Origin of the sequence: Pseudomonas sp. BJa5 (genome assembly GCF_030272875.2) — a bacterium.
Classification (GTDB): domain Bacteria; phylum Pseudomonadota; class Gammaproteobacteria; order Pseudomonadales; family Pseudomonadaceae; genus Aquipseudomonas.
Genome location: NZ_JALRNG020000006.1, coordinates 119827 through 136306, shown reverse-complemented (window position 1 = coordinate 136306; position 16480 = coordinate 119827). Strand labels below are relative to the sequence as shown.

Genomic DNA, 16480 nt, shown 5'->3' with positions numbered 1-16480 from the left:
GTCACTCGGGATACAGCATCCATTGCGTCTGCCCCTTGATCCGCACATAGGGTCTGCCCTGGTACTCGACTACCGCCGAATCGGAGTTCTCCGACACGGCTGCCGTAGTCGGCAGGTCATGGGTCAGGGCCGCCAGGTCCAGCGGACCGCCCTGCTGGGCATACAACCGGGCAATCAGCTCGGAGACCGCCAGGTAGCTGGAAGGTGCAGCAACGTGCTGTGGCCCTTGCTGGTCGTTCTCGCCCATGTTGATCAGCTTGATCGCCGCCGGCACATGGGTGATGGAACGCGACGGGATCTCGCGCATGCCGGAAATCTGCATGCGGTCGCCGTGCACCGCCGCGCCATGCTCGGGCACCAGCACCAGCACTACGCGCCGGCCGCTTTGCTGGACCATGTCGATGAACTGGTCGATGTCGCCGAGGAAGGTCTTCGCCCGCTCCTGGAAGGAGGCACGCCGGGTGCTGCCATCGGCATTGGTGATGCGGTTGCCGTCATGCAGGGTGATGGTGTTGTAGAACAGCGATACCGCCGGTTTCTGCTCCTTGAGCCGGCGACTCCACCAGGCGTTCAGCACATCGTGGTCGCGGGCGATGTTGGCGCCGTCGTACGACTTCAGCGCGGTGGGGAAGTCATCGCTGCTCATCAGTGGCGCAGGCAGGTGCTGGCCGGCCAGGAAGGTCATGTACTTGCGGGTGATGGGGCCGTTGTGGTTGAGCATCAGCTCCGGGCTGTAGCCCAGCTTGGCGAGGTTGTCGAACAGCATGCACTGCGCGTTCGCCGGCTCGTACAGCTGAACGTGATGGGGCTGGCCACAACTGGCGCGCAGCATGCGGATGGCCGCCGGGCCGCTGTAGGAGGTGGCCGAGTTGAAGCGATCGAACACCACGTTCATGCGCCGGAACAGGGCGTTGTCACGCATCCCGGCGTCTTCCAGGTCGTCCCAGGCCAGCGAGCAGACGTTGAGCACCAACAGGTCGAAGGGCTCGGCCGTGGTGTTACGTTCAGGGAAACGGGTGCTCTTGCCGGCCTGCTCACGGTAGAACTGCTCCAGCCAGGCGTCGATCGCCTTGCTTTCGGCCACCGGGCTGCTGGCGCCCTGGGTTGTACCGGCTTCACCGGCAACCGACTGCACCGGCGCGCTGATCGCCGGCAAGGCCCCGGCCAGGTACACCCACAGCAGCAAGGCAACGCTGACCAGGGTCAGGCGCACCCAGGGGGCAATGAACAAGTACAAGAGGCCCACGGCAAACAGCACACCCAGCACATCCCAGTTGACGAAACGCCCGAGCAGGTCGATGACGTAGTCGACGGAGAACGCCAGCACCTCGGACTGCTCGAACAACCGGCGGATCGGCGGATACCAGGTGTCCTTGTAGAGCAGCGCGGCACCCAGCATCACCGTCACGGCCTGGCGTATGCGTGGCAGCCATACCCCGGGCAGGGGCAGCAGGATGCCGGCGGCAAGCAGCAGGTTGAGCAAGGCATTGAAGTCCAGCAGGCCCATCCACAACAAGACGAACTTGGCCAGGAAATACAGGTTCCACAGCCCGAGCTCCGGCCAGCGTATTACCGGCGCAGTGGCCACCGCATCAGTCATGGACGCCCTCCTTCTCGGCATCACGATTGATCCGTACCCCCCGGGCGATGAGGTGACGCGGCGGCAGGCGACGATCGAGCCAGGTGGCCAGGCGTCGCCCCCACAGGAACAGGACAATGGCCAGCGGTGCCGTCAGCAAGGCGGTCAGGCCGATGACCCACAGCAGTTCGTCATAGGTCATGGGTGTGACTCCAGCGATTGCAGGGAAACAGGTTTGGGTTGCAGCGGCCGGAAGGCCTCGGTGTCCGGCGGCGTGTCCACCGGCTCCAGTACCCGGGTATCCACCAGGGCAACGTCATCGGACTGGAACGCTAGCGTGGGCAGGACCCGCGACGGCAATACACTTTCGTATCCGGCGATCACATCTTCCCAGGGCAGGCGCAACACATTGCGCAGCGCGGCCTCGACCAGCGAGGGGCTGCAGGCGAACAGGAACAGGTACGGCACACCATCGGCCAGGCAGGCGACATCACCGTAACGACGCAGCTGCAACTGCTGCATCACGGCAACAGGGCTCAAGGTCGACAGCGGTTGCAGGCGCAGCAACTGGTGGCGCACCTCGGTGCCGACCGTGTTGTCGACCATCTTCTTCACCGCCGCGGCGAAGGCCCGTGGCGACAGGCTGCCACGCACCTCGAGGGGACGCAGGCGGGCCAGCAGGGTCGAGGGTTCGGCAGCCAGCGGACGTTGCCAGCGTTGCCCCTGGATACCGCGCATCAAGGTCAGAAAACGCAGGAAGGGCGTACCGTGGGGGACGATCAGGTTGGCGCCGCTGGCCAGCAGCAGTTGTTCCTCATGCTGACGCAGCCCCGGCAACATTTCGCGCACCACCAGCTTGAGCGCGCGGCCGCAATGGCTGCGCAACTGGTACAGGCGCGTGGCGAGTGCGTTGACCTCGTCCGTACCGCTCAAGGCGAAGATCAGGGTCGCCGCCTGGGTGTCCATTCCCCGCTCCAGCAGTGCGTCCGGATCATCGAACAGTTGCCACTGGGCGGTAGGGGGCGCTTCGCCGCCCAGCACCTGCGCCTGCGCCAGCACCTGACGTTGATCGTTTGCGGCGGGCGCCGAACGCTCATCATCAGGCAATGGCGAAACCCGAAAGCCCCTGCCCTCGTCGAGCAGCAGCAAGTCATGCGGCCCGTTCACGCCCGCCTCATTGCTCCAGAAGTGCACCAGCAAATGCCGAGCGCCCTGGGCAATGTAGACCTGGGCCAGGCCGGAGATATTGTCGTTGTGACGTATCAGGATATCGAGCAACGCCGGTGGCGGTGAGTCGCCCACCACCAGCAGGGTACTGCCCACCGAACGCAGCCAGTCCTGGGCGCGGGCACACCACAGCGCCAGGGAGTCCGCCACCAGTTCGTCCCAGCCCTTGTGCGGCACCCGCACCAGCCACAGCGCCCCTTCCCCGCCGCGCACCCGCGGCACGTCATGGCGCAGGGCCTGGATCAAGCGATTGGTAGACATCGAAGGCAGGTCGAACAGGGTCAGATGCCCCGGGCCGTGATCATCGGCAATGCCCTTGACCAGGTCGCGCGAGGCACCGGTGGCATTGACCAGCAACGCTCGCGCCGTCGCCGGCAAGCCCGCCAGCAGTTGCGTGCACAACCTGTCCGCGGTATCCGGCGACTCACAGGCCAACCAGTACAGGCCGCCTATGCGCATTTCAACTTGTCTGTCGGGTAGGCCGGGCAATACCGGCGTCGACACATGCAATGGCCACCTCCATGAGGGCACGGGTAATTCTGTCCATCAGTCCAGCGTGCGGGCAATTGCATTGCGCGCAGCGCTCGGCAGGGGGCTGTCCCGGGGGTCGGGATCTATTGATTTGAACGAGCCTTCAGCAAAGAACTCTAGACCCGTTTACTCAGGTCGTAGGACGTTTGCTTGGCAGAAGGAAAAAATCCGATACGGCTGCACACCCTGTCGCACAGGGTGTGCAGTCCGAGACTAGCGAAGCTTGCTTGCTTTCCAACGACGCACCACCAGTTTCTCGAGTTCAACCGCAAAGAAAACCAGTACGCCAATGCCTAAAGCCACCATCCAGCTGCTGAATGGCAAGGGCACGGTGTGGAACGCCGTTTGCATGAAGGGCGCGTAAGATATCAGGCATTGCAGCAAAATCAAGCCAAGTGTGACCGTCAGCAACGCGCCGTTACGTAACAACGCCATGTTCAGCGAGAACTGGTCCTGCAGCCGGCAGTTGAACAGGTAGGCCCACTGCGCGGTGACCAGGGTGTGCAGGATCATGGTGCGGATATGGTCGGTGTCCTGGCCATCGGCGACCATCCAGGCCTCCAGCGCAAAGGCCGCCGCCGTCAACAGTGCCCCCACGAACAGGACGCGCCACACCGCATAGCCATTGAGGATCGACTCCCCCGCTTTCCTCGGCGAGCGGCGCATCATCCCCGATTCGCCCGGTTCGAACGCCAGGGCGAAGGACAAGGTGGTGGAGGTGGCCATGTTCATCCACAGGATCTGCAGCGGCGACAGCGGCACCACGGCACCGACCAGCAGGGCCATGACGATCAGCAACCCCTGGGCCATGTTGGTCGGCAGGATGAACAGCACGGTCTTCTTCAGGTTGTCGTAGACCCGGCGCCCCTCGCGCACGGCATTGGCGATGGTGGAGAAGTTGTCGTCGGTCAGCACCATGTCGGCGGCTTCCTTGGTCACCTCGGTGCCCTTGATGCCCATGGCGATACCGACGTCGGCCTGCTTCAGCGCCGGGGCATCGTTGACCCCGTCGCCGGTCATGCCCACCACCTGCCCATTGGCCTGCAGCGCACGCACCAGGCGTAACTTGTGCTCGGGGCTGGTGCGGGCAAACACCGAGTAACGCATGGCCAGTGACTTGAGTGCGGTGTCGTCGACCTGCTCCAGCGCCTGCCCGGTCATGGCCCGCAGGTCGTTGCCCATACCCAGCATGCGGGCGATGGCGACGGCGGTGTCCGGGTGGTCACCGGTGATCATCTTGACCTCGATACCCGCCTGCTTGCAGAGGGCGATCGCCTCGATGGCCTCGGGGCGCGGCGGATCCATCAAGCCGGCCACGCCAAGGAAAATCATGCCCTGACGCACGTCCGGATGATCGATCTGCTCGCCTGCGCCGGTTGCCGGGCGGTAGGCAGCCGCCAGCATGCGCAGGCCCTGCTCGGCGATATGACCCATCTCGCGCTCCCACCAGGCACGATCCAGCGGCTCGGGACCGTCCGCCCCCAACTGCTGCTCACACAGGTCCAGCAACACGTCCGGGGCGCCCTTGAGATAGATCAGGCTTTCTCCGTCGACCTCGCAACGGCGGGCCATGTACTTGTAGGCCGAGTCGAAGGGAATCTTGCCCAGGCGCTGGACGTCCACCGGCGCCAGCTCGGCCTTGCGCGCCAGCACCTTGAGCGCACCTTCGGTAGGGCCGCCGATCACGCTCCAGCGCCCCTGCTCGTCGCGCTGCAGGCTGCTGTCGTTGCAGATGTCCACGGCACGGATAAAGGCCGCCAGACTACCGTGCGCCGTCCAGTCCAGCGCCTCGGTCGCCCCGGCCAGGGTGATACGCCCGCGCGGCTCGTAGCTCTGCCCGCCGACAGCGTAGAACCGGTTGGCGGTCAGCACCTGCTTCACCGTCATCTCGTTCATGGTCAGGGTGCCGGTCTTGTCCGAGCAGATCACATTCATGGCGCCCAGGGTTTCCACGGTGGGCAGCTTGCGGATGATCGCCTGGTTGCGCGCCATGCGCTGCACACCCAGGGAGAGAATGATCGACACGATCGCCGGCAGCCCCTCGGGCACCGCCGCCACGGCCAGGCTGATCAGCGACAGCGACAGCTCGCCCAGCGCGTAGTCGTGCCAGAAGAAGCCAATGATGAACAGCAGCACCATCATGCCGATGATCAGCTGGAAAATACGCGTGCCCAGCTGGGCGATCTGCCGAAGCAGCGGCGTCTCGGTCTCGTCCACCGTGGCGATCATGCGGTTGATCTTGCCCAGCTCGGTGGCGGCGCCGGTCTCGACCACCACGCCCTTGGCGTTGCCGGCACTGACACTGGTGCCGGAGAAGGCCAGGTTGGTACGGTCGGCCAGTTGCACGTCATGGTCCAGGGCTTCGGTCTGCTTGGCGACGGTCAGCGACTCGCCAGTGAGCATGGACTCTTCCACCTGCAGCTGATGTACCTGGAACAGGCGCACATCAGCCGGCACCTTGTCGCCGGGACGCAACACCACGATATCGCCCGGCACCAGCTCCCGCGCATCGATTTCCAGTTTCTGGCCGTCACGCACCACATGGGCCGTGCTGCTGAGCATGCCGCGCAGCGCTGCCAGGGACTTCTCGGCCTTGTTCTCCTGGAAGAAACCGATGGCCGCGTTGATCAGCGCCACCGTGAGGATGACCAGGGTATCGGTCCAGTGGCCCATCATCGCCGTGGCCAGGGCAGCGGCCAGCAGGATGTAGATGAGCACGTCGTTGAAGTGGCGGGCGAAGCGCAACCAGATCGGCTCCACGGCCTTGGCGGGCAAGGCGTTGGGCCCCCGGCGCAGCAGGCGCGTCCTGGCCTCCTGGGGCGCAAGGCCGGCCTCGCTGGTCTGCAGGTCGGTCATGGCTTGTTGCGGGCTTTTTCGATACCAGGGTGTTGTGCTGCGTGTTTGCGGTTGCATGGATCCCATATCGTCCTCCCGGCATTCGTCCTGAGGTGGAGGCGGCAAGCAGCGATCTACGCTGGGCTGAACAGCACACACCCGCTTTTTTGCGCCGAACTTCGCGCGCCAACCCGGTCCAATAGCGATGATGGGCTATTTTTGCTTCCGTGTAGGTGCCGGTGTTTGACTCAGATCAGCAGTGCGGGTGTAAAAAATATCTGCCGGGCATCAATGCCGCTTACTATTAGGGCAGTAGAACGGCGCTAACCCCTTGATTTGCTAAATGGCCGCTTCAGAACTCGATGAAAAGTAAAGCTTGATGCGAAAACTCCTGTTATGCGCCCTGGCGCTGGTGGTCATTGCTGCGCTGTGCGGCTACGGGTTCTGGACCGAACAACGGCCGGCCGGGCATTACCTGTCGGACCTGCGGATCGAACTGGCCTTGAGCGAAGGCGTCCCTGGCGAGCAGGGCAACCTGCTGGGGGTCGAGCCGCTGCTGTTTCCCGGTGACTACCAGAACCTGGACCGCCTGCACCGCAAGCTGGCCGCCTACCTGGAGCAGGCCCGCGCCCAGGGCCTGGTCAATGCCCGCACCATCGTCATCCTGCCCGAGCACATCGGCACCTGGCTCTGGGCCCGGGGCGAAAAGAACGAGCTATACCAGGTCACCCAGCGCCGTGACGCCTGGCAATGGCTGGAGTTGAGCAACCCGATCAGCTATGGCCTGGCCATGCTCGGCGCCGAGGGCGACGACTGGCGCGCCGATGCCCACCTGCGCATGAAGGCGCAGCAGATGGCCAGCGACTACCAGCAGGTGTTCGGCGGCCTGGCCAGAGAGTTCGGCGTCACCCTGGTGGCGGGCTCCATTGTCCTGCCCTCCCCTTATGTCGAGCGCGGCACCCTGCGGGTCGGCTCCGGGGCCCTGTACAACAGCAGCCTGGTGTTTGCCGGCGACGGCTCGGTGCTCGGCCAGCCGCTGCGCCAGCAGCACCCGGACAGCGAGGTACGGCGCTACATCGATAGCGGCATCGACCAGCCCCTGCACGTGCTGCAGACGCCAGCCGGGCGCCTGGGCGTGCTGATCGGCAGCGACAGTTGGTACCCCAGCAACCAGCAGCAACTGGTCAACCAGCGCGCGCAGTTCATTGCCAACCCCGCGTTCCTGGGCGGCAAGGACAGCTGGAACGGGCCCTGGCGCGGCAACCGCCACCAACCCCTGGCGGCCGGACTGGCCTTCAAGCCCGGAGAAGTCAGCGAGGCCCGGGCCTGGCAGCAACTGACCCTGAACGCCAACCCCACTGGCATCAGCAGCATGAGTGTGTTCCTGCGCGGCCGCTTCTGGGACGTAGCCGCCGAAGGCCAGGGCTTTGCCAACCGCGCCGGCCTAAACCTCAGCGGCAACAGCGCCCATGGCGCGCGCCTGCTCAACCTGTGGCTGTAGGTTCGCCCATGCCCCGTCCGAGGATGCGCCTGGGTGACCTGTCCGTCGGTTTCATCCAGAACATGGAAGAAGCCCTGCAGCAACGCGGCATCGATCCCGCCCCGCTGCTGGAGCGCTACGGCCTGCACGAAGCGCGCCTGGCCGAAGCCGGTGCACGCTTGTCGATCCCGCGCTACATGCACCTGGGCCATGCCGCCATCGAACTGGCCGGCGACCCGGCCCTGGGCCTGCACATGGGCCGCATCAGCCGCCTGAGCCAGGCCGGGCTGGCCGGTGTCACCGCCGCCCAGGCGCCGACCGTGGGCGAAGCGGCGCGCACCCTGCTGCGCTTCGAGCCGCTGTACGCGGCCAACTACCGCGGCCATTCAAGCTTTCATGAGGACGCCAGCGGCGCCTGGCTGCGCTTCTATTCCATCAGCCCGTACAATGCCTACAACCGCTTCGTGGTGGATTCGCTGCTGTCCGGCTGGCTGGCCCAGCTCTCGCGGCTGGCGGGCGTGGTGCTGATGGCCGAGCGGGTGGAGATCGAATTCGAGGCACCTGCCTACGCCGCGCACTACCAGGCGCTATGCAGCAACCCGGTGCACTTCGGCGCCCAGGCCAATCAGCTGCGCCTGAGCCGCGCCAACCTGATGCTGCGCAACCCGGATCACTGCCCGAGCACCTGGCAGCACCTGCTGAAGTTATGTGAGGCGGAACTGGAGCAGCGCACACGGATCCGCAGCCTGGGCGAACGCATCGCCCACCTGCTGGGGCCGTTGCTCAATGGCGGGCGGGAACCGGATCTGGAGGAAGTGGCGCGGCACCTGCAATTGCCGACCTGGACCTTGCGGCGCAAGCTGGCCGAAGAAGGCACACAGTTTCGCGCCATCCTCAACGATACCCGCCGCGACCTGGCCATGACCTACATCCGCGATACGGAACTGGCCTTCGGCGAGATCGCCTACCTGCTGGGCTTTGCTTCGGCCGAAGCTTTCCAGCGCGCCTTCAAGCGCTGGAACAGCATGACCCCGGGGGAGTTTCGCCGCAGTCAGCGGCTGGGTGGCTGAACTACAGCTCGGTGGCGTCGTCGGCAGGCTCGGGAGTATCGAGCTCGAAAGCCAGTAGTTCGAGTAGTTCTTCTTGATAGTCGTCCATCGTCTGCTCCGTCGTTTTCGTTCATGTCTTGGATTCATCAACGAGCCTAAAGTGCCGTGATGAAAGAAAAATGACAATGACGCGTATCAACTCAACGTAGCAGCGAATGGAGAATTCTTCCGCCCTTACAACGGCGCCTGCTCAGCATTGCCGGCAGGTGCCGCCGGGGCGACGGTCGGTTGTGGCTCTGCCGGCGCTGGAGCGGGCTGCTCGGCATTGATCGGTGCGGCCTCGGCAGGTGGCGGCACCGGCTGGGAACCCTTGCTGTCGTCGACCACAGGGGCTGGTGCAGCCTCGGCGGCTGGCGCCGGCTCGCTCACTTGCGGCGCTGGTGCGGGTGCTGGCGCGGCTTCAGCAGGCGCCGGCGCCAAGGCGGTAGGCGCAGGTTCAGGCATGCCCAGTTCCGGCGCCGGCTTTTCCACAGGCTTTTGCGCCGCGCTCTTTGGCTTCTGCTCCTTGGGCAGGAAGCTCTCGACCAGGGCGAAGTAGCGCTCGTAGAACTTGGCCGAGGTCACGGTCTCGCTGGCCACCTTGACCATGGAGTCGTCCGTGGAGCCTATCGGCATCGACAGCGAGCCCAGCACCCCTACACCGACACTGGCCGAGGTATTGGATTTTTTCAGCGCATAGCGGTCCTGCAGGGCGTTGGCGAACATGGTCGAGCGCAGTTCGTCGCCACTGTCACGGGCACAGACCACGCTGAAGCTGATCTGCAGGTGCGACTCGCCGGTCTGCTGGAAACTCTTGTTGCCACTGACCTGGCCGGCGCCGCTGCTGGTGATGATGTAACCCTGACTGAGCAAGGCGCGGCGGGCCGCTTCACAGGTGCCCGCTTCACTCACCGCAAAGCTGCGCGAGTAGGTGCCCGAGTCGTCGAAATTCTCGTGTTCGTAGATCGCTGCTTTTTTCGAAGAACAGCCGGAAACACCCGCCAGCACAAGGGCCAGCCCGAGCGCGCTGAAGACGGTCGACTTTGACATTGCAAATCCTGAGTAAAACGTTCTGTGCCTATTGTGCAACACATCGGCGGATCTCTGGAACCGTAGCCGGGCAATCACCACAGAAAATTCACTTACAACCCCTTAAACCCCCTTGTTTAACGGGACGACGCCGCTGGTCGAAAAGTACTCAACTGCCAGAAAAAACCCTGACGCCCGGATAGGACGGGTCCGACTTTTGCGCTCCTTCACCAACGTCTAAGCTGGCACGTAGCCATCACTCATTCCACAGGACGACAGGAGTCAACGCGGTGAAGAACCTTTCCGTCAAATTCAAGCTGCTGCTGGGCTTTACGCCCATTCTGGTGCTCATGGCGCTGCTCGCCCTCACCGCCATCAACAGCCTGGACACCCTGACCCGGCGCGCCGAACGCCTGGTGTCGGTCAATTACATTCTCGACAACCTCAATGAAATGCGCGCCGCGCAGTTGAGCTACGAGCAAACTCGCGAGGCCACCTTCGCCAGCCAGTTGAACCAGGCGCACCGCCAGGCCAGCCAGCTGCTGGAGGAAAACCTCGGGCAACTACCCGATAGCGATGCCCAGCGGCTACTCAAGGCCACCCGGGATGACCTGGGCAATTACCTGGAGCAGTTTCGCCAACTGCAGGGCGCAACGGCCGGTAGCCCGGAGCAGGCCCGGCTGCATGACCAGTTGCTGGCGACCGTGCACAACGGCCTGGAGGCGATCAACCAGCTGATCACCCTGCAGAACCGGCAGAGCACCGAGGAATCCCGGCACAGCCGCCTGCTTATGCTCGGCCTGCTGGCGTGCGCCCTGGTCCTGGGTGGGCTGATCAGCGCCTTGATCATCCGCCAGGTCACCCTGCCCTTGCGCCGCGCCGTGGAGATCGCCCGGCGCATCGGTGAAGGCGACCTGACCGATACTGCCAGCGAGCCGCGCCGCGACGAGTTCGGCCAGTTGCTCCAGGCCCTGGCGCAAAGCGGTCACAACCTGCGCGAGATGCTGGGCCAGGCCGGGCATGTCACCCGCCAGCTGTCCAGCGCCGCCCAGGCGCTGTCGACCATCACCGAACAGACCAGCGCCGGTATCAGCTGCCAGAAGGTCGAAACCGACCAGGTCGCCACGGCGATGAGCGAGATGGTCGCCACCGTGCAGGATGTGGCGCGCAACGCCGAAGAGGCCAGCGAGGCCACCCGCCAGGCCAACAGCCAGGCGAACCAGGGCAACCAGGTGGTGCAGCGGGCCCTGACCCAGATCGGGCAATTGGCCGACGACATCGGCAACTCCGCCAGCGCGGTCACGCGGTTGTCTGAAGAAAGTGAACGGATCAGCAGCGTCATGACCGTGATCAACGCCATTGCCGAGCAAACCAACCTGCTGGCGCTCAACGCCGCCATCGAAGCCGCCCGGGCCGGCGAGGCCGGACGCGGCTTTGCGGTCGTGGCCGACGAGGTGCGCGGGCTGGCCCAGCGCACCCAGCAGTCCACGGCGCAGATCGAGGCGCTGATCGTCTCCTTGCAGCAAGGCGCCCAGAAGGCGGCGGACATGATGCACAGCAGCCATCAGATGGTCGGCACCACGGTCACGCTTGCCAATGAGGCAGGCGTCGAACTGCAGGCCATCACCCAGACCGTCACGGCCATCCAGGGCATGAACCTGCAGATCGCCACCGCCGCCGAACAACAGAGCGCGGTGGCCGAAGCGATCAACCGCAGCGTGCTCAGTGTTCGTGATGTGGCCGAGCAGTCGTCGACCGCCTCGCAGCAGACGGCGGCCGCCTCGGTGGAGCTGGCGCGCCTGGGCAGCGAACTGCAACAGCTGGTGGCACGCTTCAGGGTCTGAAGCCGTGTGGGAGCGGGCACAAAAAAAGCGACCCTAGGGTCGCTTCTCTTGTTACATCAATATGGCGCAGCGGACGGGACTCGAACCCGCGACCCCCGGCGTGACAGGCCGGTATTCTAACCGACTGAACTACCGCTGCGTGTCGTACTGGCTTGCACCTGCTGGCAGGCACAAAAAAAGCGACCTTTAGATCGCTTGATCTGTTGCATCGAGGTGTTCATGGGGCCTCGAAGCGAAGATGGCGCAGCGGACGGGACTCGAACCCGCGACCCCCGGCGTGACAGGCCGGTATTCTAACCGACTGAACTACCGCTGCGTATCGCACAGGCTTTCGCCTGCTTGAAACTGGGATCTGGCCTGAAGGCTTTGCTGCCTTCGGACCTCAAACCGGTCATTGACCGATCTGGAGAAAAATGGCGCGGCGGACGGGACTCGAACCCGCGACCCCCGGCGTGACAGGCCGGTATTCTAACCGACTGAACTACCGCCGCGCAGTGTGGACTCTCGTCCGGTTCCTCTCAGGTGACACCTTCTTGCGAACATGTCGAACCAGGAACATCTCAGGAAGTGGTGGGTGATGACGGGATCGAACCGCCGACCCTCTGCTTGTAAGGCAGATGCTCTCCCGGCTGAGCTAATCACCCGTGTGCTTCGCTGAGGTGGCGAAATTTACGCAGGTATCGAACCTAAGTCAATACCCCCGTTGAAGTTTTTTTCAAAAAGGGCAAAAAAAGCAGTGTTACTTGTAGATCATCTTCTTGGTCATGCCGCCGTCGACCACGAACTCTTGCCCGGTGACGAAGCCGGCATTGCGCGACAACAGCCAGGCGACCATGGCCGCGACATCTTCCACCGCCCCTACCCTGCCCGCCGGATGCTGGGCATGATCAGACTCGGTCAACGGCTCGGCGCGACGCTGGGACGGGTCCCTCGCATCGATCCAGCCAGGGCTGACGGCGTTGACGCGGATCTCCGGCCCCAGGCTCATGGCCAGGGCGTGGGTGAGCGCCAGCAGCCCCCCTTTGCTCGCCGCATAGGCCTCGGTATCGGGCTCCGACTGCGCGGCGCGGGTCGAGGCCAGGTTGACGATGGCCCCGCCATGGGCGCGCAGGTAAGGCGCACAGTGCTTGGCCAGCAGCATCGGCCCCGTGAGGTTGACCGCCAGCACACGGTTCCAGTACGCCAGGCTCAGGGTTTCCAGGGTGGTGTTGTGCGGATCGGCAATGGCCGCGTTGCACACCAACGCGTCCAGCCGCCCGAACTGGCCGAGTACCTCGGCCACCCCGGTCTTGACCTGGGCCTCATCGGCCACGTCCATGGCGATGAACCAGGCGTTGTCACCCAGTACCTTGGCGGCCTTGGCACCACGCACGCGGTCAAGGTCGGTGAGCACCACCTGCCAGCCCTCGGCGATCAGCCAGGCAGCGATGCCCAGGCCGATTCCCCGGGCGGCACCGGTGACCAGGGCGACGCGGCCATTATGGCTGCTGTCGTCCACCGACCAGTCGATCACAGCGCCGCCAGACCGCGGGCCAGGTCGGCCTTGAGGTCGTTGACGTCTTCCAGGCCCACGGCCACGCGGATCAGGCTGTCGCGAATGCCGGCGGCTTCACGCTCCTGCGGCGACAGACGACCATGGGAGGTGGTGCCCGGATGGGTGATGGTGGTCTTGCTGTCACCCAGGTTGGCGGTGATCGAGATCAACCGGGTGGCGTCGATGAAGCGCCAGGCGCCCTCTTTGCCGCCCTTGACCTCGAAGCTCACCACCGCGCCGAAGCCGCTCATCTGGCGCTTGGCCAGTTCATGCTGCGGATGGCTCGGCAGGCCCGCGTAGTGAACCTTCTCGATGCCGTCCTGCTGCTCCAGCCACTCGGCCAGCGCCTGGGCGTTGGCACAGTGGGCGCGCATGCGCAGGTTGAGGGTTTCCAGGCCCTTGAGGAAGATCCAGGCGTTGAACGGGCTCAGGGACGGCCCGGCGGTGCGCAGGAAACCCACCACTTCCTTCATCTGCTCGCTGCGCCCGGCCACCACGCCGCCCATGCAACGGCCCTGGCCGTCGATGAACTTGGTTGCCGAATGCACGACGATGTCGGCGCCCAGTTTCAGCGGTTGCTGCAGGGCCGGGGTGCTGAAGCAGTTGTCGACCACCAGCTGTGCGCCTTTGCCGTGGGCGATCTCGGCCAGGGCAGAGATATCCACAAGCTCGGCCAGCGGGTTGGACGGCGACTCGACGAACAGCAACTTGGTGTTGACCTTGATCGCCTTCTCCCAGCCGGAGAGATCCGCCAGGGGCACGTAGTCGACCTGCACGCCGAAGCGCTTGAAGTACTTCTCGAACAGGCTGATGGTCGAGCCGAACACGCTCTGGGAGACCAGCACGTGGTCACCGGCGCTGCACAGGGCCATTACCGTGGAGAGGATCGCCGACATGCCGGTGGAGGTGGCCACCGCCTGCTCGGCGCCTTCCAGGGCGGCGATGCGCTCTTCGAAGCCGCGCACGGTCGGGTTGGTGTAGCGTGAATAGACGTTGCCTGGAACTTCGCCGGCGAACCGGGCAGCGGCATCGGCCGCTGTCCGGAACACGTAGCTGGAGGTGAAGAACAGCGGGTCGCTGTGCTCACCTTCCGGCGTGCGATGTTGGCCGGCGCGTACCGCCAGCGTATCGAAAGCGACCCCTTCGAGGTCGCTGTCCAGGCGCCCGGCATCCCATTCCTGTGTCATGCCGCTGCTCCTAACGTTAGTTGTTGTAGAGGTCGATGATCGCGCTGACGGCCTGGTTCTTGACCTTGGAGGCGTCGTTGCGGGCCTGCTCGATCTTGTTCAGGTAGGCCTCGTCGATGTCGCCGGTGACGTACTTGCCGTCGAACACCGCGCAATCGAACTGCTCGATCTTGATCTTGCCACCGCCGACCGCCTCGATCAGGTCCGGCAGGTCCTGGTAGACCAGCCAGTCGGCGCCGATCAGCTCGGCGACGTCTTCGGTACTGCGGTTGTGGGCGATCAGCTCATGGGCGCTCGGCATGTCGATGCCGTAGACGTTGGGGAAGCGTACCGCCGGGGCCGCCGAGCAGAAGTAGACGTTCTTGGCGCCGGCTTCGCGGGCCATCTGGATGATCTGCTTGCAGGTGGTGCCGCGCACGATGGAGTCGTCCACCAGCATCACGTTCTTGCCGCGGAATTCCAGTTCGATGGCGTTGAGCTTCTGGCGTACCGACTTCTTGCGCGCGGCCTGGCCGGGCATGATGAAGGTACGGCCGATGTAGCGGTTCTTGACGAAACCTTCGCGGAACTTGACGCCCAGATGGTTGGCCAGCTCCAGCGCGGCGGTACGGCTGGTGTCGGGAATCGGGATGACCACGTCGATGTCGTGGTCCGGACGCTCGCGCTGGATCTTCTCGGCCAGCTTCTCGCCCATGCGCAGGCGCGCCTTGTACACCGAGACGCCGTCGATGATCGAGTCGGGACGGGCCAGGTAGACGTGTTCGAAGATGCACGGGGTCAGTTGCGGGTTGGTCGCGCACTGACGGGTGTGCAGCTTGCCTTCCTCGGTGATGTACACCGCTTCGCCCGGGGCCAGGTCGCGGATCAGGGTGAAGCCGAGCACGTCCAGGGACACGCTCTCGGAGGCGATCATGTACTCCACGCCTTCGTCGGTGTGACGCTGGCCGAAGACGATCGGACGGATACCGTGGGGGTCGCGGAAACCGACGATGCCGTAACCGGTGATCATCGCCACCACGGCATAGCCGCCGACGCAGCGGTTGTGCACTTCGGACACCGCGGCGAACACGTCTTCCTCGGTCGGCTGCAGCTTGCCGCGCACCGCCAGCTCATGGGCGAAGACGTTGAGCAGGACTTCGGAGTCGGAACTGGTGTTGACGTGGCGCAGGTCGGACTCGTAGATCTCCTTGGCCAACTGTTCGACGTTGGTCAGGTTGCCGTTGTGCGCCAGGGTGATGCCGTACGGCGAGTTGACGTAGAACGGCTGGGCCTCGGCCGAGGTCGAGCTGCCCGCAGTCGGGTAGCGCACATGGCCGATGCCCATGTGGCCGACCAGGCGCTGCATATGGCGCTGCTGGAACACATCACGGACCAGGCCGTTGTCCTTGCGCAGGAATAACCGGCCATCATGGCTGGTCACAATACCGGCAGCGTCCTGGCCGCGGTGCTGGAGGACGGTTAGCGCGTCATACAGCGCCTGATTGACGTTCGACTTACCGACGATACCGACGATGCCACACATGCGACGCAACCCCTACTTAATGAAACTGGACTGAACAGCGCTCAAGGCGTTTTGGGCCCCAGCAACTGTTCCTTGAACGGGAGATCAACCGGTGCGCTGATCCCGCTGGCTAGCCACTGACTGGAGAACCCCAGAATGAGGTTTTTCGACCAGTCAGCCACCAATAGAAATTGTGGCAGCAGGCGAGACTCCTGCCACCACGGGTCCTGTTGTACCGGCCCCAGGCTCAACAGCCCGACGGCCACGGTCACCAGCAAGCCACCACGGGCGGCGCCGAAGGCCATGCCCAGGAAGCGATCGGTCCCGGAAAGCCCGGTAACGCGAATCAGCTCGCCGATAAGAAAGTTGATCATGGCCCCCACCAGCAGGGTGGCGACGAAAAGAATGGCGCAACCGCCGATGACCCGGGCCGAAGGCGTCTGGATGTAAGGTTCCAGGTACTGCGACAGCGAGCCACCGAACATCCAGGCAACGGCACCGGCAATGATCCAGGTAAGCAGCGACAAGGCCTCTTTGACGAAGCCGCGCTTGAGACTGATCAGCGAAGAAATGGCGATGATCGCGAGAATCGCCCAGTCGACCCAGGTAAAAGCCACAGTGTTGCCTGCAAACGGATAAGGCGGC

At 64.4% G+C, this 16480-nt stretch carries 11 protein-coding genes, 4 tRNA genes and 2 pseudogenes; 4 read left to right on the top strand and 13 right to left on the bottom strand.

The features are described 5' to 3' along the window. Position 1: 1 nt before the first annotated feature. From bcsG to M2D63_RS05520, 4 genes are all read right to left on the bottom strand, one after another. Complete coding sequence (gene bcsG, locus M2D63_RS05535; protein ID WP_285861803.1) at positions 2-1600, bottom strand: cellulose biosynthesis protein BcsG; 1599 nt, start codon at positions 1598-1600, stop codon at positions 2-4. Next, positions 1593-1781, bottom strand: a complete 189-nt coding sequence (locus M2D63_RS05530; protein ID WP_285861802.1) for a cellulose biosynthesis protein BcsF — start codon at positions 1779-1781, stop codon at positions 1593-1595. Before M2D63_RS05530 ends, bcsG begins: the two co-directional genes overlap by 8 nt. After that, entirely contained in the window at positions 1778-3310 is a 1533-nt protein-coding gene (bcsE, locus tag M2D63_RS05525) for a cellulose biosynthesis protein BcsE (RefSeq protein WP_285861830.1), read from the bottom strand. Before bcsE ends, M2D63_RS05530 begins: the two co-directional genes overlap by 4 nt. A gap of 240 nt (positions 3311-3550) precedes the next feature. After that, the gene (locus M2D63_RS05520) at positions 3551-6250 is read right to left on the bottom strand and encodes a cation-transporting P-type ATPase (protein WP_285861801.1); all 2700 of its coding nucleotides are present in this window, start codon (positions 6248-6250) and stop codon (positions 3551-3553) included. A 301-nt stretch (positions 6251-6551) separates the two neighbouring features. Here M2D63_RS05520 and M2D63_RS05515 point away from each other — a divergent pair, with 301 nt between their 5' ends. Together M2D63_RS05515 and M2D63_RS05510 are read left to right on the top strand one after the other, a co-directional pair. Then, positions 6552-7673 carry a nitrilase-related carbon-nitrogen hydrolase gene (locus M2D63_RS05515; protein ID WP_285861800.1) on the top strand — a complete coding sequence of 374 codons (1122 nt, stop codon included), beginning with the start codon at positions 6552-6554 and terminating at the stop codon, positions 7671-7673. Positions 7674-7681: 8 nt separating this feature from the next. Next, the gene (locus tag M2D63_RS05510; protein ID WP_285861799.1) at positions 7682-8722 is read left to right on the top strand and encodes an AraC family transcriptional regulator; all 1041 of its coding nucleotides are present in this window, start codon (positions 7682-7684) and stop codon (positions 8720-8722) included. Positions 8723-8935: 213 nt separating this feature from the next. Here M2D63_RS05510 and M2D63_RS05505 read toward each other — a convergent pair whose 3' ends face one another. Next, the gene (locus tag M2D63_RS05505; protein ID WP_285861798.1) at positions 8936-9790 is read right to left on the bottom strand and encodes a DUF2242 domain-containing protein; all 855 of its coding nucleotides are present in this window, start codon (positions 9788-9790) and stop codon (positions 8936-8938) included. Between the two features lie 329 nt (positions 9791-10119). On the opposite strand from M2D63_RS05505, the pseudogene M2D63_RS05500 reads away from it, so the two are divergent. Next, positions 10120-10758: pseudogene (locus M2D63_RS05500) on the top strand (HAMP domain-containing protein); the annotation flags it as partial. 180 nt (positions 10759-10938) lie between these two features. Continuing rightward, positions 10939-11613, top strand: a pseudogene (locus M2D63_RS05495) (methyl-accepting chemotaxis protein); the annotation flags it as partial. Positions 11614-11675: 62 nt separating this feature from the next. Here M2D63_RS05495 and M2D63_RS05490 read toward each other — a convergent pair. The 8 genes from M2D63_RS05490 to M2D63_RS05455 all read right to left on the bottom strand — a co-directional run bounded on the left by M2D63_RS05490 (position 11676) and on the right by M2D63_RS05455 (position 16452). Continuing rightward, positions 11676-11752, bottom strand: a tRNA-Asp gene (locus tag M2D63_RS05490). Positions 11753-11852: 100 nt separating this feature from the next. After that, positions 11853-11929, bottom strand: a tRNA-Asp gene (locus M2D63_RS05485). A 98-nt stretch (positions 11930-12027) separates the two neighbouring features. Further along, a tRNA-Asp gene (locus M2D63_RS05480) sits at positions 12028-12104 on the bottom strand. A 77-nt stretch (positions 12105-12181) separates the two neighbouring features. Then, positions 12182-12257, bottom strand: a tRNA-Val gene (locus M2D63_RS05475). A gap of 95 nt (positions 12258-12352) precedes the next feature. After that, complete coding sequence (locus tag M2D63_RS05470; protein ID WP_285861828.1) at positions 12353-13111, bottom strand: SDR family oxidoreductase; 759 nt, start codon at positions 13109-13111, stop codon at positions 12353-12355. Between the two features lie 11 nt (positions 13112-13122). Then, a complete protein-coding gene (locus tag M2D63_RS05465; RefSeq protein WP_285861796.1) occupies positions 13123-14334 on the bottom strand; it encodes an O-succinylhomoserine sulfhydrylase in 1212 nt (403 codons plus the stop codon). Between the two features lie 16 nt (positions 14335-14350). Further along, positions 14351-15856 carry an amidophosphoribosyltransferase gene (gene purF / locus M2D63_RS05460; protein ID WP_285861795.1) on the bottom strand — a complete coding sequence of 502 codons (1506 nt, stop codon included), beginning with the start codon at positions 15854-15856 and terminating at the stop codon, positions 14351-14353. Between the two features lie 41 nt (positions 15857-15897). Continuing rightward, on the bottom strand, positions 15898-16452 hold the full coding sequence (locus M2D63_RS05455; RefSeq protein WP_285861794.1) for a CvpA family protein: 555 nt from the start codon (positions 16450-16452) through the stop codon (positions 15898-15900). Positions 16453-16480 lie beyond the last annotated feature (28 nt).